We start from the raw sequence: 17,429 nt of genomic DNA on the forward strand, positions 1-17,429 counted from the left end.
TCAACCTCAACTGGACCCCGAGGGTCGCTTGCCCTCGGCGAGGTTCTTCAACATCGCGTTGTAGGCGTTCAGCTCTTCGTCGCCCGTCACCGCTTCGCGCCGGTCACGCCGCTTCGCCTCGCGCTCGTCCTGACGCGCCCACTGCACCAGCAGCGCGACCAGCACCAGCAGCACCGGCACCTCGCCCGCGGCCCAGGCGATCCCGCCGCCGAGCCGCTGGTCGGTGAGCAGGTCGGTGACCCACGGCAGGTGCAGCTGGCTGTAGAAGGTCTGCCCGATGACCGTCTGCTTGCTCATCAGGATCACGCCGAAGAACGCGTGGAACGGCATCGCGGCGAACATCATGCCGAGCCGCCCCAGGTACGGGATCCGCCGCGGCGACGGGTCGACGCCGATCACCGGCCAGTAGAAAACGTAGCCTGCGAGCAGGAAGTGCCCGTTCATCAGCAGGTGCGCCCAGTGGTACTGCAGCGCGTTGTCGAACAGGCCGGAGAAGTACAGCGCGTAGAACGACCCGACGAACAGCAGCAGCGCGACCACCGGGTGGGTCAGGAACCGCGACACCGGGGAGTGCACGAAGGCGACGAGCCACTCGCGCGGCCCCGGCGGGGTGTCCTTGCCCGCGGCCGGCAGGGCGCGCAGCGCGAGCGTCACCGGCCCGCCGAGCACGAACAGCACCGGCGCCACCATCGACAGCAGCATGTGGTTGCCCATGTGGACGCTGAACATCGCGGGCGCGTACCGGCCGACCCCCGACGACGTCGCGATCAGCAGCACCACGCAGCCGGCGATCCAGGCGACCGTGCGGCCGACCGGCCAGGTGTCGCCGCGGCGCAGCAGCCGGCGGACCCCGGCGAGGTACAGGCCGCCGAGCACGAGCGCGAGCGTGCCGTAGACCAGGTCGAACCGGGTGTCGAAGAGCAGCCGCCACACCGTCGGCGCGCCGTCGAGGTCGTAGCCGATCAGCAGCTCGGTGGTGGACGGCTGGGTGATCGCGTCCGCCGGCGGCGGCGTCCTGGCCAGCCCGGAGGCGATGCCGATGGTGACGAACATGATCAGGATCTCGACCGACGCCAGGCGCAGCAGCTGGGCGCCGCCCTTGCCGTCGACGAGGTTCGCGACGCCCTTTTCGCGCTGCTGGTGGCCGAAGACGCCGAGCAGCAGCAGTGCGACCGTCTTCGCCACCACCAGCAGGCCGTAGTCGGTGGTGAACAGGTCGTTCAGGCCGATCCGGACCAGCGCGTTGACCGCGCCGGAGAGCGCCATCACGATCCAGCAGACCAGCGCCAGCTTCGAGAACCGCTGCGCGGCCAGGCCCAGGTGGCTCCCGCGCCGGTACCCCAGCGCCAGCAGCGCGACCAGACCACCGACCCACAGGGCCGCCGCGACCAGGTGGAACAGCAGGCTGTTGGTGGCGACGTCGTGCGAGCCGCCGCTGGCGGAGTGCCCGGTCACGGCGACCGGGACCAGCCCGCCGACGGCCAGGAAGAACAGCACCGCCGTCCAGCCCCAGGACAGCGCGAGCCGGCAGCCGAGTGCGACGAGGATCGCGATCAGCGCCGTCCACAGCCAGGCCTTCGGCTGTTCGATGGCGCCGACGAGGTCGAGCAGCGTCTGCGGGTCGAGGACGTCGCCGAACGGCTTCCCGGCGGTGTCGGCGGCGGTGAAGGCGACCGACAGCAGGGCGGCGGCGAACCACACCCACGCGGCGATCCCCGCCGCGCGCAGGGCGCCGTAGCCCTCCGGCCCGAGCGTCCCGGACTTCTGCGGCGGCACCAGGAAGGCGGCCAGCAGCAGCGACCCGACGCAGATCACCGACGCGGATTCGGACAGCACGCGCATGACGGTGATGCCGTACTTGGTGACGAGCCCCGGATCGGGCAGGCCGGCGATGGCGTAGCCGGCCCCGCCGGTGAGCGCGATCAGGCCGATCGCGACGACGGCGGCCAGCAGGACGCCGACCGCGAGCAGGGGCAGCACACTGGCCCGGCGCCGGGTGGGAACGTCGGTTTTCGTCGCGGACACGTCCCTGAGGGTATGCCCCGCCCCGGTCAGGCCCGTGTGACGGGCAGGATGGGCGCGGTGAAGATGATCCTGCTGCGGCACGCCGAGTCGCTCGGCAACGTCGACGAGCTCGCCTACACGCGGATCCCCGACCACGCGCTGCCGCTGACGGCCAAGGGCGAGCGGGAGGCCCGCGCGGTGGCGCCGGAGATCAAGCGGCTGCTCGACGGGACGCGGCCCGCGGTGTACGTCAGCCCGTACCTGCGCACCCGGGAGACGTTGCGGCTGCTGGACATCGAGGCCGCGTGCGAACGGCCGGTGCCCGAGCCGCGGCTGCGCGAGCAGGACTGGGGTAACCTGCAGGACCCGGCCGAGCAGGAGATCCAGAAGGCGCGGCGGCACGAGTTCGGGCACTTCTTCTACCGGTTGCCGTTCGGCGAGTCGGGCGCGGACGTCGACGACCGCGTCGCGGCGTTCCTTTCGGACCTGCGGGTGCGCGAGGAAAGTCACCCGGAGACGGTGCTGATCGTCTCCCACGGGCTCAAGCTGCGGCTGCTGTGCCGTCGCCTCTTCGGCTGGAGCATCGAGCTGTTCGAGTCGCTGTCCAACCCGGCGACCTGCGAATACCGCGTCCTCGACGAGCAGGACGGCAAGTGGGCGCTGGACCGCCCGTTCGCCCAGTGGCGGGACTCACCCGACGGGGAAACCCAGCTTTAGCGGCGCGGTCAGCACCACGCGGGTGCCGTGGCCGGGCGCCGAGTCGATGCGCGCGGCGCCGTCGATCTCGGCCATCCGCGCGTGGATCGAGTTCTCGATGCCGAACCCGGCGCGCCGCGCGCCGAGGTCGAAGCCGGTGCCGTGGTCCCGCACCGACACCGTGACGACGCCTTCGCGTTCTTCGAGGCACACCACGGCCTTCGTCGTCCTCGCGTGCTTCAACGTGTTTCGCAGGGCTTCGCGGGTTGCGTCGTGCAGGGCGTTGACGACGGCCTCGGGGACGTCGGCGGGCTTCGCGAGCACGACGAGGTCGACGCGGAGACCGTCGGCCGTCATCTCGACCGCCAGCGCGCCGAGGCGGTGTTCGATCCCGCCCGGCTCGGCGGGCGCGTCGCCGTCCAGGCTCAGCCGCAGGCGCAGGGCGTGCGCGCGGGCGGTGCGGCGGACCTGGTCGAGGCTGCCCCGCGGATCGAGCGCGTCCCCGGGTGCGGGCAACGCGAGGGACTCCATCACCTGCAGGACCGTGTCGTGGACGTCGCGGCGGTGCCGTTCCCGCTCGGCCGCCCGGCCGCGCTGCTCGCCCAGCCCGAGGGCGAACCGCACGGAGCCGGCGACGAGGAGCACGATGGCCAGCGCCGTCACCGCGGCCGCGACCAGGGCGAGCAGGATCCAGGTCGCGGGCGCCGACGTGCCCGACACCGCCGCCATGCCGTACCGCAGGAGCAGCGCGCCGGCGATCGCGACGGCCCCGGCGGGCGCGCCGCGCAGCAGGGTCCAGACCATGACCGTGCCCAAGATGTTCGGCCAGGCCAGGGTCGGCAGTTCGGGAGCGTGCGCCGCGAAGACGGCCGCGGCGAAGCTCGTGACGAGTGTGTACGCGGTGTCGGCGGCCAGCACCGGCCGGATCCCGGTGGCCCGGCGGAAGACCCAGGCCACTACGAGGAGGTTCGGGACGAGGTAGCCCGCGACCGCGGCCCACAGGACGGGCGCGGTCAGCGGACCGCCGGACCACACGGCCTGCAGGAACAGCGCCAGCCGGAACGCGACCGGTACCAGCACGAGCCGCGGCACGGCGTCCCGCACGAGCGTCAGGCCCGTCCCGCCGAACCGCCCGCTCCCGCCGGCGAGCGCCCCCGCGCCGCCGAGCAGCACAACCCTCACGACGTCCTCCCCGGATCAAGGCCCCTACCTTGATCAGCCGACCTGAAATGGAAACGTCGCCGTATTCATTTCAGTTTACCGACGGGGTCAGCTTGCCTGGCGCACCAGGAGACTGTCAACGTCCGGGGCGGGGCGGAAACGCCGCGGATTTCGTATCGGACAGCTTATCGGCCGACCATCGCCTCCGCTTCCTCCCGCCGGCGCGACCGGCGGGCGGCGACCGCGGCGGGCAGGATCAACGCCGTGACGAGCGCGACGAAGACGAACGCCACGTCGTAGTCCGTCGCCTGCGCGATGCCGCCGACGATCGGCGGACCGCCGAGGAAACCGGTGTAGGCGACGGCGGTGACGAAGCCGATTTCGCGCTCGCCGCCGGTGCCGTCGCCACGCTTCCCGGCGTCGCCGGCGAGGCTGAGCGCCAGCGGGAACGACGCGGCCAGGCCCGCGCCGGCCAGCGCGAACCCGGCGTACCCGACGGCGGCCACCGGGACCGTGGCCGCGGCGACCAGCCCGGCGGCGGCGAGGGTGGCCCCCGCCGCGAGGCAGCGGGTCGGGCCGAACCGGCGTTGCGCCGGCGGGCCCGCGAGCCGGGTCAGCGCCATGACCAGCTGGAACCCCGCGAACGCCAGTGCCGCGGCACCCTGGCCGACCCCGCGCTCGACCGTCATCAGCAGCGCGGACCAGTCCGACGACGCCCCCTCGGCGATGGCCGAGCACAGCGCGACCGCGGCGAGCAGCCACAGCACCGGCCGCCGGATCGGCGCCCGCGCCGGCGTGCCGACGGGTTTGTCGGTGTGCTCGGGCCGGATGCCGGGGACGTCCCGGATGACCAGGACCAGCACCAGCACCGCGACGACGGCGGCGACGGTGAGGTGACGCGCCGGGGACCAGCCGTGGCCGGCGGCGAGGCCCGCGGCCAGCGAGCCGGCGAGCGCGCCGAAGCTGAAGCCCGCGTGGAACACCGACATCACCGGCTTGCCGAGCCGCCGTTCGACAGCGACACCGGCCACGTTCATCGCGACGTCGAGCATCCCGACGCTCGCGCCGATCACCAGCAGCGCCCCGGCCAGCAGCGGGACGGTGGGCGCGCACCCGACCAGCACCAGCGAACCGGCGGCCAGCGCGGTGCTGCCGGCGACGACCGCGCGGGCGCCGGCCCGCTCGATCAGCCGTCCGGACACCGAAGCGGCGGCGAGCATCCCGACGCTGGCGCCGAGCAGGGCCAGGCCGAAGATCCCCGGCGAGGCGTGCACCTGGGCGGTCAGCGCGGGTGTGCGCGAGGCCCACGAGCCCAGCGCGAGGCCGTTGAGGGCGAACACGGTGAACACCGCGATGCGGTCGCGCATGGCGTCCCCCTTTCGTGCTGCCAGCGTGACTTAAGCGCTTCAGAAAGTCCACTAGACTGCCGGGATGACCCGGCGCCGCCGTCCCACGCTCGACGACGTCGCTTCGGCCGTCGGCGTCTCGCGGGCCACGGTGTCGAACGCCTACAACCGGCCCGACCAGCTGTCCGCGCGGCTGCGCGACAAGGTGCTGCGGGTGGCCGCCGAGCTGGGCTACCCCGGTCCGGATCCGACCGCGCGGAGCCTGGCGACGAGCCGCACCGGGGCGGTCGCCGTCCTGCTGGACACGTCGCTGTCGATGGCGTTTTCCGACCCAGCGCTGTACCTGACCCTGGACGCGCTGACGAAGGTGATCGATCCGCGCGGGCACGCGTTGCTGCTCCTGCCGGGCGGCCCGCCCGCCGATCGGGTGCGCACCGCGCAGGCCGACGTCGCGATCGCGTATTCGCTGCCCGACGGCGCTCCTGCGCTCGACGCGGTGCGCACGCGCGGGCTGCCGCTCGTGGTGGTCGACCAGCCGCTGCTGCCGGGGACGGCGCTGGTCGGCTGCGCGGACCGGCTCGGTGCCGCGCTGGTCGCGCGGCACCTGCTGGACCTCGGGCACCGGCGGTTCGGGATCTTCGCCGCGTGCAGCCACGTGCGGCCCGGCGGCGGCCGGTTGACGGTGGCGGAGGCCGCGGCGTCGCCGTTCCACGACGTCCGCGAGCGGCTGGGCGGTTACCTGGACGAGCTGGGGTCGTGCTCGGTCGTCGTCGAGGAGGCCGCCGGGTTGAGCGCGGAGAGCGCGATGGCGGGGGCGTTCGCCCTGCTCGAGGTGTCGCCGCGGCCGACGGCGGTGCTGTGCATGTCGGACCAGCTCGCGCTGGCGGTGCTCGCCGCGGCCCGTGAGCTGGGGATCAGCGTGCCGGGCGAGCTGTCGGTGGCCGGTTTCGACGACAGCCCGCCGTCGTCGTGGTCTTCGCCGCCGCTGACCACGGTGCGGCAGGACCTCGCGGCGAAGGGGCGGATCGCCGGGGAGCTGGCGCTGGGGTTGCTGGACGGCGGTGCGGCGCCGGCGCCGGTCGAGGTGCCGGTTGCGCTCGTCGTGCGCGGCAGCACGGGCCCCGGATAGCACCGTTCCCGCCGGTCCGCAAGGCCGTTTTCGGATCTGTGGACAACCATTTCCCTGCCGGGCAGTTGTCCACAGAATGGAAATTGCGGGCTGACAAATCCCCCGTCGCCCGCCAATCTGGAATCACAGTCCACCGCGGCCCGGCCGCGATTCCGAAGGGGAAATCCACCATGTCTTCACGTCGTCTTCGTTCCCGCCTGCCGCACATCGTGGTCCTGGCCGTCGTCGGCCTTCTGACCAGCGTCGGAGCAGCACAGGCGAGCACGGATCCCGGCTGCCGCAAGGGCGAGTTCTGCGTGTGGCCGTCCGACGGCTACGGCGGCCAGATCCAGCGGTTCGACCTGCGCACGGCCAATACCGAGGAATGCCTGCCACTGCCGGAAGGATTCGACGGATCGTCGTTCGCGAATCTGATGACCCGCGACGTCACGGTGTACCAGGACGAGGAATGTTCGACCGAGGGCGACTTCGTCACCTATCCGGGTGGCGGGACGTACGTCCCGAACGCGCCGTTCCTGGTCCGCGGCATCCAGATCTGGGAGTAGCCGGATGACCCGGGCCCGCGTCGCCGCCCGCTCCAGGGGTGAGCCGGCTCGCGGCGGCGGCCGGGCCCGACCGGGGCCGCTCCCCCGAAGCGGCCCCACCCGTGGGCGTGCCCCCCAGCGGCAGGGGCGCGCCCACGGGCCCCCGGCTACCGATTCAGCGGGCGGGAGAGCCGACCGGAGGGCAGTGCTTCCGGACTTCCGGCGCACAGGCCGCGGGCACTCGATCGGGTGCCCGACGTTCCGAACCGCGGCGGAGCTCCGGGCGTGCGGTCACCCGCCACGGCCGGAGCGACGGCGGACAGAGCAAGAGCCTTCTGATCTCTGGATAGCAGGTTCGGACCCGCCAGGGAACCCCGGAGCCGTCATCCCACCCGGGACGAGAGGAGCACGGAGTGTAATCAAATGGTGGCCCTGGCGGCGTCACCACCGAAGTTCCCGATTACGTCGAACGAGACCTGAAACGATTAGCCGGTGTCGAACGATCGAGAGGTTGGCGACGACTAAGCTGCCGGTGCCGGGCGACCGGCACGATCGACAGCAGGCCGTCGGCGCGGGCCCTCGTAGCTCAGCTGGATAGAGCAAGAGCCTTCTAATCTCTAGGTCGCAGGTTCGAGTCCTGCCGGGGGCGCCACCAGGGAAGACGCCGTGCGCAACCGCACACGGCGCCCCCTGGCCGGCGCGACGGCTTCCCCCACGTCGATGCCTCTCTCGTCCCACTGTGGACGGTCGCCGTGCCCAGTCCGCGCGGGTGCCGCAGCCCGGAAGCCGCGCCACACAAGCCGCCGAGTGGCCCAACCCGCTTGCTCGCCGGGCTTTCCCGAGACCATCTTGTTACCGGCGGTCAATTTGCCCGATAGCGCTGCCCGCAACCGGCCGGTCACGCCCAGCAATAATCCCGACGCGCTGACCCGTCCGGCGTATTCCTATGGAGAACCCCGTGTCAAAACCCGAACCCGAATCCCGACACCACCGTCGACGCACGAACAATGCCGCGCGGCCGATCTTCGCCGAAGCCCGGCGGATCGGACTCGTCCAGCGGCACCTGAGGAAGCTCCACCACCTGGCGACGCGCCCCGGACCACCGCCCGCGCCCGGTCCACCGGCGGTGGACCCGCCGACGGCGAGCGGCGCACCGTCCACACGGGAGGCATCGCCCGGCACTCCGGAGACGCACGGCAGCCCGCGACCGTCCACACCGGAGGCCGCCTGACCGAGGTGATGCTGCGCGGATGCTGCACGCCGGCGTGACCATGGCCCTTCTCCGCAGACACCAGGAGTCCGCCTCGCAACCGGGCTCGCCCCGGCCGGAAAACGGGGCCGGTCCGCCCGCGTCCCGGTCGGGAGGCGGCGCCGGCCCGCACCGCCATCACGTGCGAGGTCGCTTGTACCCCAACTTCGGCACCGGCACATCTTCCATGTTGCTCTCCTTCGCCGCTGGGCGGCGAAGCCCTGCTCGGATCCCCTGAAGGTGGTATTCCGCGGCCGGAAACAGCATCATGGAAGAACACGGCCCGCCCGGGCCGACGAAGGCGGAGGACTTCCGGTGTCGGATTCGATGGGGAGAAAGCTGCTGAACGCCGTCGAGCGGTCGGCGGGCTACAGCCACAGCGGGTATCTGCTGAACGGCCTCACCGGACCCGGACCGTTCGCCGCACCCGCGTTCCTCGCGCCGGTCTGGCACCCCGACCTGCGGCTTTCCCCGCCGCTCAGCCGTCACGAGCGCGAGAAGTTCGAGCGCATCACCGCCTGGCTGCGCTGACACCGCACGCCGCCTCGGCCGCCCTGCACCGCCTCGGCCCGGGTCGGGGCGGGTGCCAACTCAGCCCCACACCCGGCTGCGGACTGCTCACGCCGTCTCGGCCGCCCTGCACCGCCTCGGCCCGGGTCGGCTGCACCGCCAACTCGGCTCCACCGCCGACTACTCGCGCCGCCTCGACGGCTCCCCGCCACCAACGCGGCCAGCACCTCCACCACCTCGGCCCGGGTCGGCTGCACCGCCAACTCGGCCGCCGACCCCTCCGCAAGCTCGCTGCGCCGACTACTCACGGCCCCGAGGCCCTTGCCCACCACGGTGGTCGAACCGGCCGTACAGGTCGCGGCGTTCAACTGCCCGCATACCGCGGTGCCGAGGTCCATCAGGGCGGCCAGGGCCCTCAGAAGCCCCGACTCGGCCCATCACCACCCAGCTGCGCCGACTACTCACGCCGCCTCGGCAGCTCCCCGCCGCCCACACCGCCACCTCGGCCGAGTTCGGCTGCGCCGCCCACTCGGCCCGCACCGCCCGGCCGCTCACGCCGCCTCGGCGGCTCCCTCCGCCACCAGCGCCGCCAGCTCCTCCGCCACCTCGGTCGGGGTCGGCTGGGCCGCCAGCTCGGCCGCCAGCGTCTGCGCCGCCCGGTGGTAGGCCGGCCCGTCCAAGATTGCCGCGCACTGGCGGGCGATCGCCTCCGGGGCGATCTCGTCCGGCAGGAGCCGTACGCCCGCGCCCGCTCGGGCGATCGACTCGCCGTTGTCGAACTGGTCGTCGAACACCGGGAGGACCAGCTGGGGCAATGCCGCCTCGATCGCCGTCAGGGCCGTTCCCTGGCCGCCGTGGTGGATGACCGCGTCGCAGGTGGCGAAGACCGGGGACAGCGGCATCCGGCCCACGTGGCGGACCGAGCTCGGCAACGGTGGCCAGCCCGCCGCGATGCGGTCGTCCACCGCCACCACCAGCTCCACGTCGAGGTCAACCAGCGCGCCCACGATGTCGGCCACGCTCTCGGCCACCTGGCTGCGGCCCGTGCGCGGCACCACCGTTCCCAACGTCAAGCACACCCGGGGCCGCGTTCGCCGGCGCAGGACCCAGTCCGGGATCCGGGCCTCGCCGTTGTACGCCAGCGGCCGGATGCCCCGGTGGCCCGCCGCGTGCGGGAGGCGCAGGGACGGGGGCCACGGGTTGAGCACCACCGACGGCCGCGGGATGACGTCCAGGCCGCGGGCCGCCAGCCGGGCCGACAGCTCCGTCGCCGCTCCACGGCGGTACTCCGGCAGCGCCGCCACTCCCCAGTGCAGCTCCACCCGGGGAATCCCGAGGCTCCACGCCGCGATCGGGCCCGCGAACTCCGCGCGCTCGCTGACCACCACGTCCGGGCGCCACTCGCGCATCACCACCGACGTGCCCGGCAACGCCCGCGCGGCCATGCGGCCGAACACCCGGCCGTGCGCCGTGCGCTGCTCCGCCAGGCCCTCGCTCGGGCGGTCGTCCGCGACCAGGTCGGCGAAGCGCTCCGCCGGGCCCGACGACGTGCCCGGCAGGCCCGACCCGAGCACCGTCGGGACGAAGTGCTCGGCGCTCAGCACCAGCACCTCGTGCCCCGCCGCGCGGCACGCCCACGCCAGCGGGACCAGCGGGAAGAAATGACCCGGCAGGGCCACGGTCGTGAACAGGATCCGCACAACAGCCCCCAGGCGCGGTTCAGTACGTGACGACGGCGCGGAACCGCACCTCGCCCTTGCCGACCTTGCGGACGGCCTCGGCGATGTCCTCGGCCGCAAACGTTTCCACCAGTGGTTTCACCTTGCCCTGGGCGACCAGGTCCAGCGCCTCGCGCAGGTACTCCGTGCCGTTGTGGGTCGCGCCGATGATCCGCTGGCCCAGCCCGAAGAACGGCAGCGTGGGCGGCAGCGTGAAGGGCTCGGTGACGTCGATGCCGGCCAGCACCAGGCGACCGTCGACGTTCAGGCCGGTCATCGCGTCCGCGGCCGCGCGGTAGGACGTGCCCGTGACGAGCACCACGTCGGCGCCGCCCGCCGCGCGCAGTTCCTCGCCGTTGGAGACCACCGTGCTCGCGCCCAGTTCACGGGCCAGGTCGTGCTTCTCCGGCGAGCTCGACACCGCGATCGTGTCGAAGCCGCACGCGCGCGCGTACTGCACCGCCAGGTGGCCCAGGCCGCCGATGCCGACCACCGCGACGCGCTCGCCCGGCTTCGGGTCGGCCGAGCGCAGCGCGCTCCAGCTCGTGTACCCCGCGCACAGCACCGGGACCGCGAGTTCCGGGGACAGGTGGCCGGGGATGAGCACCGTCTGGTCGGCGGCGACCACCATGTACTCCGCCTGTCCACCTTGGACGGTGAAGCCGGTGGAAACCGGCGCCGCGCAGGCGAACGCCGCGCGCGCCGACAGCGGCAGGCCGAGACGGCAGTAGTCGCAGCTGCCGCACGTGCCCCGGATCCACGTGGTGCCGACGACGTCGCCGACCTGGCGGCTGGTGACCGCGTCGCCCACCGCCACCACCTCGCCGACCGGCTCGTGCCCGGGGATCGCCGGGTCGAACGCCGGGAACGGCAGCATCCCCTTCGTCACCAGGACGTCGTTCGAGCAGATCCCGGAAGCGCGGACCCGGATCAGCACGTCGGCCGGGCCGGGCTCGGGGGTCGGGACCTCCCGCAGCTCCCAATCTTCGTTGACCCCGGGAATCACCGCTGCCTTCATGACCATCATCCTCACTCCGACGCCGGGACGCTTACCGACAACGGTGCCAGAGCGGCGCCGCGGCGCCGTCTTCCCGGCTGCGGGATCTCAGGCCGCGCGCGCGACGCGGGTGCGGCGGCCGGTGCACTCGCGCACGGCCGAAATCACCCGGTCGACATCCGCGTCGGACAACGACTGGTGCATCGGCAGCAGCAGCGTCTTGGCCGCGGCGGCTTCGGCACCCGGGAGCACGGCGGACGAGCCGTACGCCGGTACCTGGTGCAGCAGCGGGTAGCGGAACGTCGTGTAGACGCCGAGCTGGTACAGGTCGCGGGCGACCTCGTCGCGGATGCCGCCCTCGAACTGGAGCCAGTACATGTAGTACGACGAGGTGTGGCCCGCCGGGAGCGGCGGAGGGACGCGCAAGCCGCCGACGTCCGACAGGCCCGCGTCGTACGCCTCCGCGACTTCGCGGCGCCGGGCGATGAAGTCGTCGAGGCGGCTCAGCTGGACGTTGCCGATCGCCGCAAGCACGTCGTTCGTGGTGGAACGGCGGGAAAACGACGTCACGTCGAAGTCCCACCAGCGGGTCTGGGCGCGCATCGCCTGGTCGTACCCGCTGCGCTGCTCCATTCCCAGGTAGGCGATCTTGGGCGCGCGGGCGGCCAGCTCCGGGTCGCGCACGCACAGCATGCCGCCGTCCACCGTGACCACGATCTTGCCGTGGTCGAAGCTCCACACGCCGATGTCGCCGAAGGTGCCGCAGCTCTGGCCGTCCACTGTGGAGGCGATGGCGACCGCGGCGTCCTCGATCAGGTGGATGCCGCGGTCCTCGCACAGCCGCGCGATCCCGGCGACGTCCCCGGGGTAGCCGCCGTAGTGCAGGATCAGCACCGCCTTCGTGCGCTCGGTGAGGACGGCGTCGACGTCCGCCACGCGCGGGTTCAGCGTGGCTTCGTCGACGTCGCAGAACACCGGGACCGCACCGCGGGCGGCGATCGCGTTGCCCGCGCCCACGAAACTGGGCGACGGCAGCACGACCTCGTCGCCCGGCCCGATCTCCAGCAGCTCCATCGCGATGAACGTCGCCTCGGTGCAGGAGTTCGTCGACGTCACGTGCCCGGGGTCGACCCCGATGTGCCGCGCGAAAGCCGACTCGAACTGCTGCGTGCGGGCGCCGCGGCCGATCCAGTTGCTCTCGAACACCTCCCGGACCGCCGCGAGCTCCTGCTCGCCCAGTGCCGGCTGCATGACGTTGATCATGGGCTCCATCGGTACTCCTCGGCGTGGCTCGTTCACGGGACAGTCCGGCCGGACAGCTCGCGCTGTCCGGCCGGACCGGGATTTCCAGACCGTCAGGCCTGGGCCGCCTCCGCGGAGGTCTCGCCCTCCGCGGCACCTTCCGGCGCGGCCTCCGGCGGCGGGCCCGTGGGGGGCGCCGGCGGGACCGGGATGTGCCGGAGGGTGGCGAAGGCCAGCGCGGCCAGCGCCACGAACACGACCGCGCAGATGCCGGCGGTGGTGTTCAGTGCGCTGGTGAACGCGTTGCCGGCCGCGGAAAGCAGGTCCTGCGCGACGTTCGGCGGCTGGGAACCCGCCGCCTGGACCGCGCTGGTGATGCTCTCGCGGGTGGCGTCCGCGGCCGGGCCGGTGACGCTGGCCGGCACGGTCAGGTGGCTGTGGTAGGCCGCCGTCGCGATGCTGCCCAGCGCGGCGATGCCGAGCGCGACGCCCAGCTCACCACCGGTCGACTGCAGCGAAGCCGCCGACCCCATCTTTTCCGGCGGGGCCGAGCCCATGACGACCTTGTTGACCAGGACGCCGATCGGGCTGCCGCCGATGAAGATGATGCTCGAGCCGACGATCAGCACCGCCACGCCCGACGTCGTGTCGTACAGGCTCAGCACCACCATGCCGACCGCCGCGATGAGCATGCCGACCATCATGATGATGCCGGGCCGCACCTTGAGCGACAGCGGGTTGGTGACCTGGATGCCGATCACCATGAGCACGGCCGGGATCAGCAGCAGCAGGGCGGACTTCAGGGCGGAGAAGCCCTCCACCTCCTGCAGGTGCTGGGTCACCAGCAGGCCCGTGCCGCCCTGGATCGCGGCGAACAGCAGGCCGAGGATCAGGCCACCGGAGACGGCCTTGATCGCGAACAGGCGGACGTCGAGCAGCGGGTTCGCGAGCTTGCGCTGCCGGCCCACGAACACCACGCCGAAGACCAGGCCGGCCACGGCGACCAGGACCGGGGCGACCGACCAGCCGGAGCGGACGACCTCCTTGAGGCCCCAGATGAACGGCAGGATCGCCAGCAGGGACAGCAGCACGCTCAGCAGGTCGAGCTTGCCCGCCTGCGGGTTCTTGAACTCGGGCAGCAGGATCGGCCCGAACACCAGCACCAGCACCATGATCGGCACCGCGAGCAGGAACACCGAGCCCCACCAGAACGAGGCCAGCAGCAGGCCGCCGACCACCGGGCCGAGGGCGATACCGGCCATCATGGAGGTGGCCCAGACACCGATCGCGGCACCCATCTGCTTCGGGTGCTGGAACATGCCCATGATCAACGCGAGCGTCGACGGCATGATCGTCGCACCCGCGATACCGAGCAGGGCCCGGATGATGATCAGCATCTCGGGATTGGTCGAGAAGGCCGCCACCGCGGAAAGGATGCCGAAGGCCGTGGCGCCGGTCACCAGGACCTTCCGCCTGCCGATCCGGTCACCGAGCGTTCCCATGGTCACCAGGAACCCGGCGATCAGGAAGCCGTAGATGTCGGTGATCCACAGCTGCTCGGTACTGCTCGCGCCCAGGTCAACGCTCAGGTGCGGGAGCGCGAGGAACAGGACGTTGATGTCCATCATCGTCAACATCGTGGGGAGGGCGAGCACCGCCAGCCCCCACCACTCCCGCCGCCCGGCCAAGGGCGGCGCGCCGTTACCGGTCACTTTTCATCATCCTCTCTCCATCAAAGCCGCCGGCCAACCGAGGGATCACAAAGGCCAGACGCACAAGGCGTTGTGACTTCGAGGTCGGTTCGTACGGTGAGTAACTGTCCCAGAGGCCGCTCGTCACGAGCATCTTCCGGAATGCGGTGCGGTCGCCAACGGGAACCGATCCGCCGAAACGTGCGTTCTCACTGTTTTCCCCGGACGTTCCACGCTCTGACCTGCGGCAGCGAATTCCTGCGGCAGGCCGGGGCGGGACGGCGAAATCAACGGCTCAGATGTAAGCGGTGTCCGGTTCCAAACCGCACAGAATACGACCGTACAATTCCGAGGCGGTCGTGGGGTTGATCAGCGCGTGCAGGCTCGCCGCCTGCAGGTCGTGCAGGATGCCCTGGATCGGCACGTGCTGGTAGATCGACGCGCCGCCCGCGCCGGCGGCGAGGATGTCGACGGCTTCCTTGGCCAGCTTGCAGACCGCACCGACGTCGGCGCGGTTGCGGGCGCGCTCCTCGAGCGTCCACGGCACACCTTCGAGCGCCTTGCCGTCCACCGTGGACGTGATCCGGCGGGCGTGGAACCCGGCCTCGTCGATCTTCTGCGCGGCCTCCGCCACCTGCAGGTGGGTGACGGCCGCATTCGACTGCTTCGTGTACGCGGTGAAGGCGATCCGGCGGCCGGGCAGCCACTCCAGGAAGTTCTCCATGGCCGCGTTCGCCAGGCCCAGCAGGGTGCCGACGGTGCACGCGCCGGCCACCGGGACCAGCGGGGCGCGGTAGATCGGGATCCGCGCGTTGCGCTCGGACACGGTGTTGCCCTGCACGACGGTCGGCATCGGCAGCGCGCGGGCGGCCGGGACGAACACGTCCCGCGCGACGGTGGTGACGCTGCCCGAGCCCTTGAGGCCGGTGGCGTACCAGTCGTCGACGACCTCCAGGTCCGTGATCGGGACCAGGGCCATCAGCGGGTACGGCTCGCCGCCGTCACCCGGGTCGAGGATGGCGATGATCTCCTGCCAGTGCGCGTGCGGCGCACCGCTGATGAAGCTCCACTTGCCGTTGACGATGTAGCCGCCCGCGACGGTCTTGGCGAACCCGGTGGGGCTGAGCGTGCCGCACACCCGGACGTTCGGGGTGGCGAACACCTCCTCCTGCACCTCCTCCGGGAACATGCAGACCATCCAGCCCGGGATGGAGTAGACCGAGGCGACCCACGACGCCGAGCCGTCGCCGCGACCGAGCTGGGTGGCCACCTCCATCAGGGTGGTCGTGTCGGCCTCGTACCCGCCGAACCGGGCGGGGACGCGGAGCTTGAAGACCCCGGCGTCGGCGAGCGCGTCGATCGTCTCCTCGGTGAGCCGGCGGTCCTGAGCGGCCTTGCCGGCGTTCGCGCGCAGCAGCGGGACGAGCCCGGTGGCGCGTTCGACGAGCTGGGCCCGGGTCGGAAGTGGGGTGCTCGGCACCTGGACCTCCACGGTGTGACGGGTCTACGGAGGCCCGGCCGGGCGGCTCCGGGCGCAACAGGACGCCGCGCGCGGTCCCGACGGTCGCACCGCGGGGGAAACGCTCGCACCTTGCGGAATGCGGCCGGGCCCGGCCCCGCAATCCGGAAGAGGCGGGAGGGCCGGGCGGGGGCGGAAGGCCAAGCGGAGAGACGCGCGGGTGACCCGCGCCCGGCGACACTGGCGCCAAAACCGTCCGTGACCGGAGGATGCGCATGCGAGCCACCATCGACCGACTGGCCGTGCCCGGCGCGAGCCTGTACTACGAGGTCCGCGGCGCCGGCCCGGCGCTGCTGATCATCCCCAGCGGCAACGGCGACGCCGCGCCGTTCGTGCCGATGGCCGAGTCGCTCGCCGACGAGTACACGGTGATCACCTACGACCGGCGCGGGTTCTCGCGCAGTCCGCTCGACGGCCCGGTCGGCGACGACCGGCTCACCGAGGACGCCCACGACGTGGGTGCCCTGCTGCGGCACCTCGCCCCCGGCCCGGCCGCGGTGTTCGGGTCGAGCTCCGGCGCGATCGTCGCGCTCGCCACGCTCGAACGCCACCCCGACCTGGTGCACACCGTCGTCGCGCACGAGCCGCCGCTGGCGTCGGTGCTGCCGGACGCCGAACACTGGCTCGGGTTCTACTCCGAGCTGTACGAGACCTACCGGCGCGACGGCGTCGACGCCGCGCGGAAGGCGTTCCGGGCCGGGATGGGCATGGAGACCACGACCAAACCGCCGCGGCGCACCGAGCTGCCGCCGGCCGAGCTGGCCGAGATGCTCGGGCGCATCCGGCGCAACCACGTGTTCTGGTTCGAGCACGAGCTCAAGCCGTACCCGGCGTACCGGCCGAACCTGCGGCTGCTGAAGTCCCTCTCGGGCAAGCTGGTACTGGCGGGCGGCGACGCGCGCGACACCTTCCCGTACCGGCCCAACACGGTGCTGGCCGAACACACCGGCAACGCGATCGTGCACCTGCCCGGCGGGCACGTCGGGTACGTCACGCACCCCGAGGAGTTCACCGCGGCGCTGCGGGAGATCGTCCGGCCCTGAGGCGGGCCGGCGAGGGCGGCGCTTTCACCGGGAAGTGCCGCTCTCCTCCTCGTACAGGCGCAGCAGCATGTACGACGACACGGTCGTGTTGTCCCGGATTTCCCCCGTGCGGATGAGGGATTCGAACTCCGCGCGCGAGCACCACCGGTGCCGCATGTCCTGCTCCTCGTGCTCGCGGTCCGGCTCACCCTGGGTCAGGCCGGTCGCCAGGAACACCGTGCACATCTGGCCGCTCGCGCCGTGCCAGGCGGCCAGCCTGCCGATCGGGACCATCGAGGCCGCCCGCAGGCCGGTCTCCTCCGCCAGCTCGCGGTGGGCCAGCTCGAGCGGGTCGCCGCTGCGGCGGCCGGGGAAGCACCCCTGCGGGAACTCCCAGTAGCGGCCCAGCAACGGGTACCGGTACTGGTCCACCAGGTGGAAGCCGCCGTTCTCGCCCGCGATCACCACGGCGAAGTCGGGGCGGTCAATCACCGAATAGATGCCGTGCGAACCGTCGGGGCGCTCGATGCCGTCTTCGCGCACGCTCAGCCACGCGTTCTCGTACACCAGCCGGGAGGAGATCTGCCGGATCACCGGGAGATCGGCGGCTTCAGCCATGCC

Annotated in this window: 14 protein-coding genes and 1 tRNA gene; 6 read left to right on the forward strand and 9 right to left on the reverse strand. The window is 72.3% G+C overall.

The annotated features are described in order from the left end of the window. Positions 1-6: 6 nt before the first annotated feature. Positions 7-2,025 carry a cytochrome c oxidase assembly protein gene (locus ACLJOU_RS22310; protein ID WP_410569589.1) on the reverse strand — a complete coding sequence of 673 codons (2,019 nt, stop codon included), beginning with the start codon at positions 2,023-2,025 and terminating at the stop codon, positions 7-9. Between the two features lie 57 nt (positions 2,026-2,082). Here ACLJOU_RS22310 and ACLJOU_RS22315 point away from each other — a divergent pair, with 57 nt between their 5' ends. After that, positions 2,083-2,721 (forward strand): histidine phosphatase family protein, encoded by a 639-nt coding sequence (locus tag ACLJOU_RS22315; protein ID WP_410569590.1) that lies wholly within the window; start codon positions 2,083-2,085, stop codon positions 2,719-2,721. Here ACLJOU_RS22315 and ACLJOU_RS22320 read toward each other — a convergent pair. Beyond that, entirely contained in the window at positions 2,695-3,873 is a 1,179-nt protein-coding gene (locus tag ACLJOU_RS22320) for a sensor histidine kinase (RefSeq protein WP_410569704.1), read from the reverse strand. The genes ACLJOU_RS22315 and ACLJOU_RS22320 overlap by 27 nt on opposite strands. A gap of 173 nt (positions 3,874-4,046) precedes the next feature. After that, complete coding sequence (locus tag ACLJOU_RS22325; RefSeq protein WP_410569591.1) at positions 4,047-5,228, reverse strand: MFS transporter; 1,182 nt, start codon at positions 5,226-5,228, stop codon at positions 4,047-4,049. Positions 5,229-5,292: 64 nt separating this feature from the next. Here ACLJOU_RS22325 and ACLJOU_RS22330 point away from each other — a divergent pair, with 64 nt between their 5' ends. From ACLJOU_RS22330 to ACLJOU_RS22345, 4 genes are all read left to right on the forward strand, one after another. Further along, positions 5,293-6,336 (forward strand): LacI family DNA-binding transcriptional regulator, encoded by a 1,044-nt coding sequence (locus ACLJOU_RS22330; RefSeq protein ID WP_410569592.1) that lies wholly within the window; start codon positions 5,293-5,295, stop codon positions 6,334-6,336. 170 nt (positions 6,337-6,506) lie between these two features. Then, positions 6,507-6,881: a peptidase inhibitor family I36 protein gene (locus ACLJOU_RS22335; RefSeq protein WP_354923211.1), complete on the forward strand. Its 375-nt coding sequence runs from the start codon at positions 6,507-6,509 to the stop codon at positions 6,879-6,881. A gap of 554 nt (positions 6,882-7,435) precedes the next feature. Next, positions 7,436-7,512: transfer RNA gene (locus ACLJOU_RS22340), tRNA-Arg, on the forward strand. 912 nt (positions 7,513-8,424) lie between these two features. Continuing rightward, positions 8,425-8,640 (forward strand): hypothetical protein, encoded by a 216-nt coding sequence (locus tag ACLJOU_RS22345; protein WP_410569593.1) that lies wholly within the window; start codon positions 8,425-8,427, stop codon positions 8,638-8,640. 530 nt (positions 8,641-9,170) lie between these two features. Here ACLJOU_RS22345 and ACLJOU_RS22350 read toward each other — a convergent pair. The 5 genes from ACLJOU_RS22350 to ACLJOU_RS22370 all read right to left on the reverse strand — a co-directional run bounded on the left by ACLJOU_RS22350 (position 9,171) and on the right by ACLJOU_RS22370 (position 15,747). After that, positions 9,171-10,319 (reverse strand): nucleotide disphospho-sugar-binding domain-containing protein, encoded by a 1,149-nt coding sequence (locus ACLJOU_RS22350; protein WP_410569594.1) that lies wholly within the window; start codon positions 10,317-10,319, stop codon positions 9,171-9,173. 19 nt (positions 10,320-10,338) lie between these two features. Continuing rightward, positions 10,339-11,355, reverse strand: a complete 1,017-nt coding sequence (locus ACLJOU_RS22355; RefSeq protein ID WP_410569595.1) for an alcohol dehydrogenase catalytic domain-containing protein — start codon at positions 11,353-11,355, stop codon at positions 10,339-10,341. Positions 11,356-11,442: 87 nt separating this feature from the next. Beyond that, entirely contained in the window at positions 11,443-12,606 is a 1,164-nt protein-coding gene (locus tag ACLJOU_RS22360; protein ID WP_410569596.1) for a DegT/DnrJ/EryC1/StrS family aminotransferase, read from the reverse strand. A gap of 83 nt (positions 12,607-12,689) precedes the next feature. Continuing rightward, a complete protein-coding gene (locus ACLJOU_RS22365; RefSeq protein WP_410569597.1) occupies positions 12,690-14,288 on the reverse strand; it encodes an MFS transporter in 1,599 nt (532 codons plus the stop codon). A gap of 274 nt (positions 14,289-14,562) precedes the next feature. Beyond that, the gene (locus ACLJOU_RS22370; RefSeq protein WP_410569598.1) at positions 14,563-15,747 is read right to left on the reverse strand and encodes an acyl-CoA dehydrogenase family protein; all 1,185 of its coding nucleotides are present in this window, start codon (positions 15,745-15,747) and stop codon (positions 14,563-14,565) included. Positions 15,748-16,001: 254 nt separating this feature from the next. On the opposite strand from ACLJOU_RS22370, the gene ACLJOU_RS22375 reads away from it, so the two are divergent. Then, positions 16,002-16,829: an alpha/beta fold hydrolase gene (locus ACLJOU_RS22375; RefSeq protein ID WP_410569599.1), complete on the forward strand. Its 828-nt coding sequence runs from the start codon at positions 16,002-16,004 to the stop codon at positions 16,827-16,829. Positions 16,830-16,853: 24 nt separating this feature from the next. Here ACLJOU_RS22375 and ACLJOU_RS22380 read toward each other — a convergent pair whose 3' ends face one another. Beyond that, on the reverse strand, positions 16,854-17,426 hold the full coding sequence (locus ACLJOU_RS22380; RefSeq protein ID WP_410569600.1) for an NUDIX domain-containing protein: 573 nt from the start codon (positions 17,424-17,426) through the stop codon (positions 16,854-16,856). Positions 17,427-17,429 lie beyond the last annotated feature (3 nt).

The sequence above is a fragment of the Amycolatopsis sp. cmx-4-61 genome, assembly GCF_046548775.1.
Taxonomy (GTDB): domain Bacteria; phylum Actinomycetota; class Actinomycetes; order Mycobacteriales; family Pseudonocardiaceae; genus Amycolatopsis.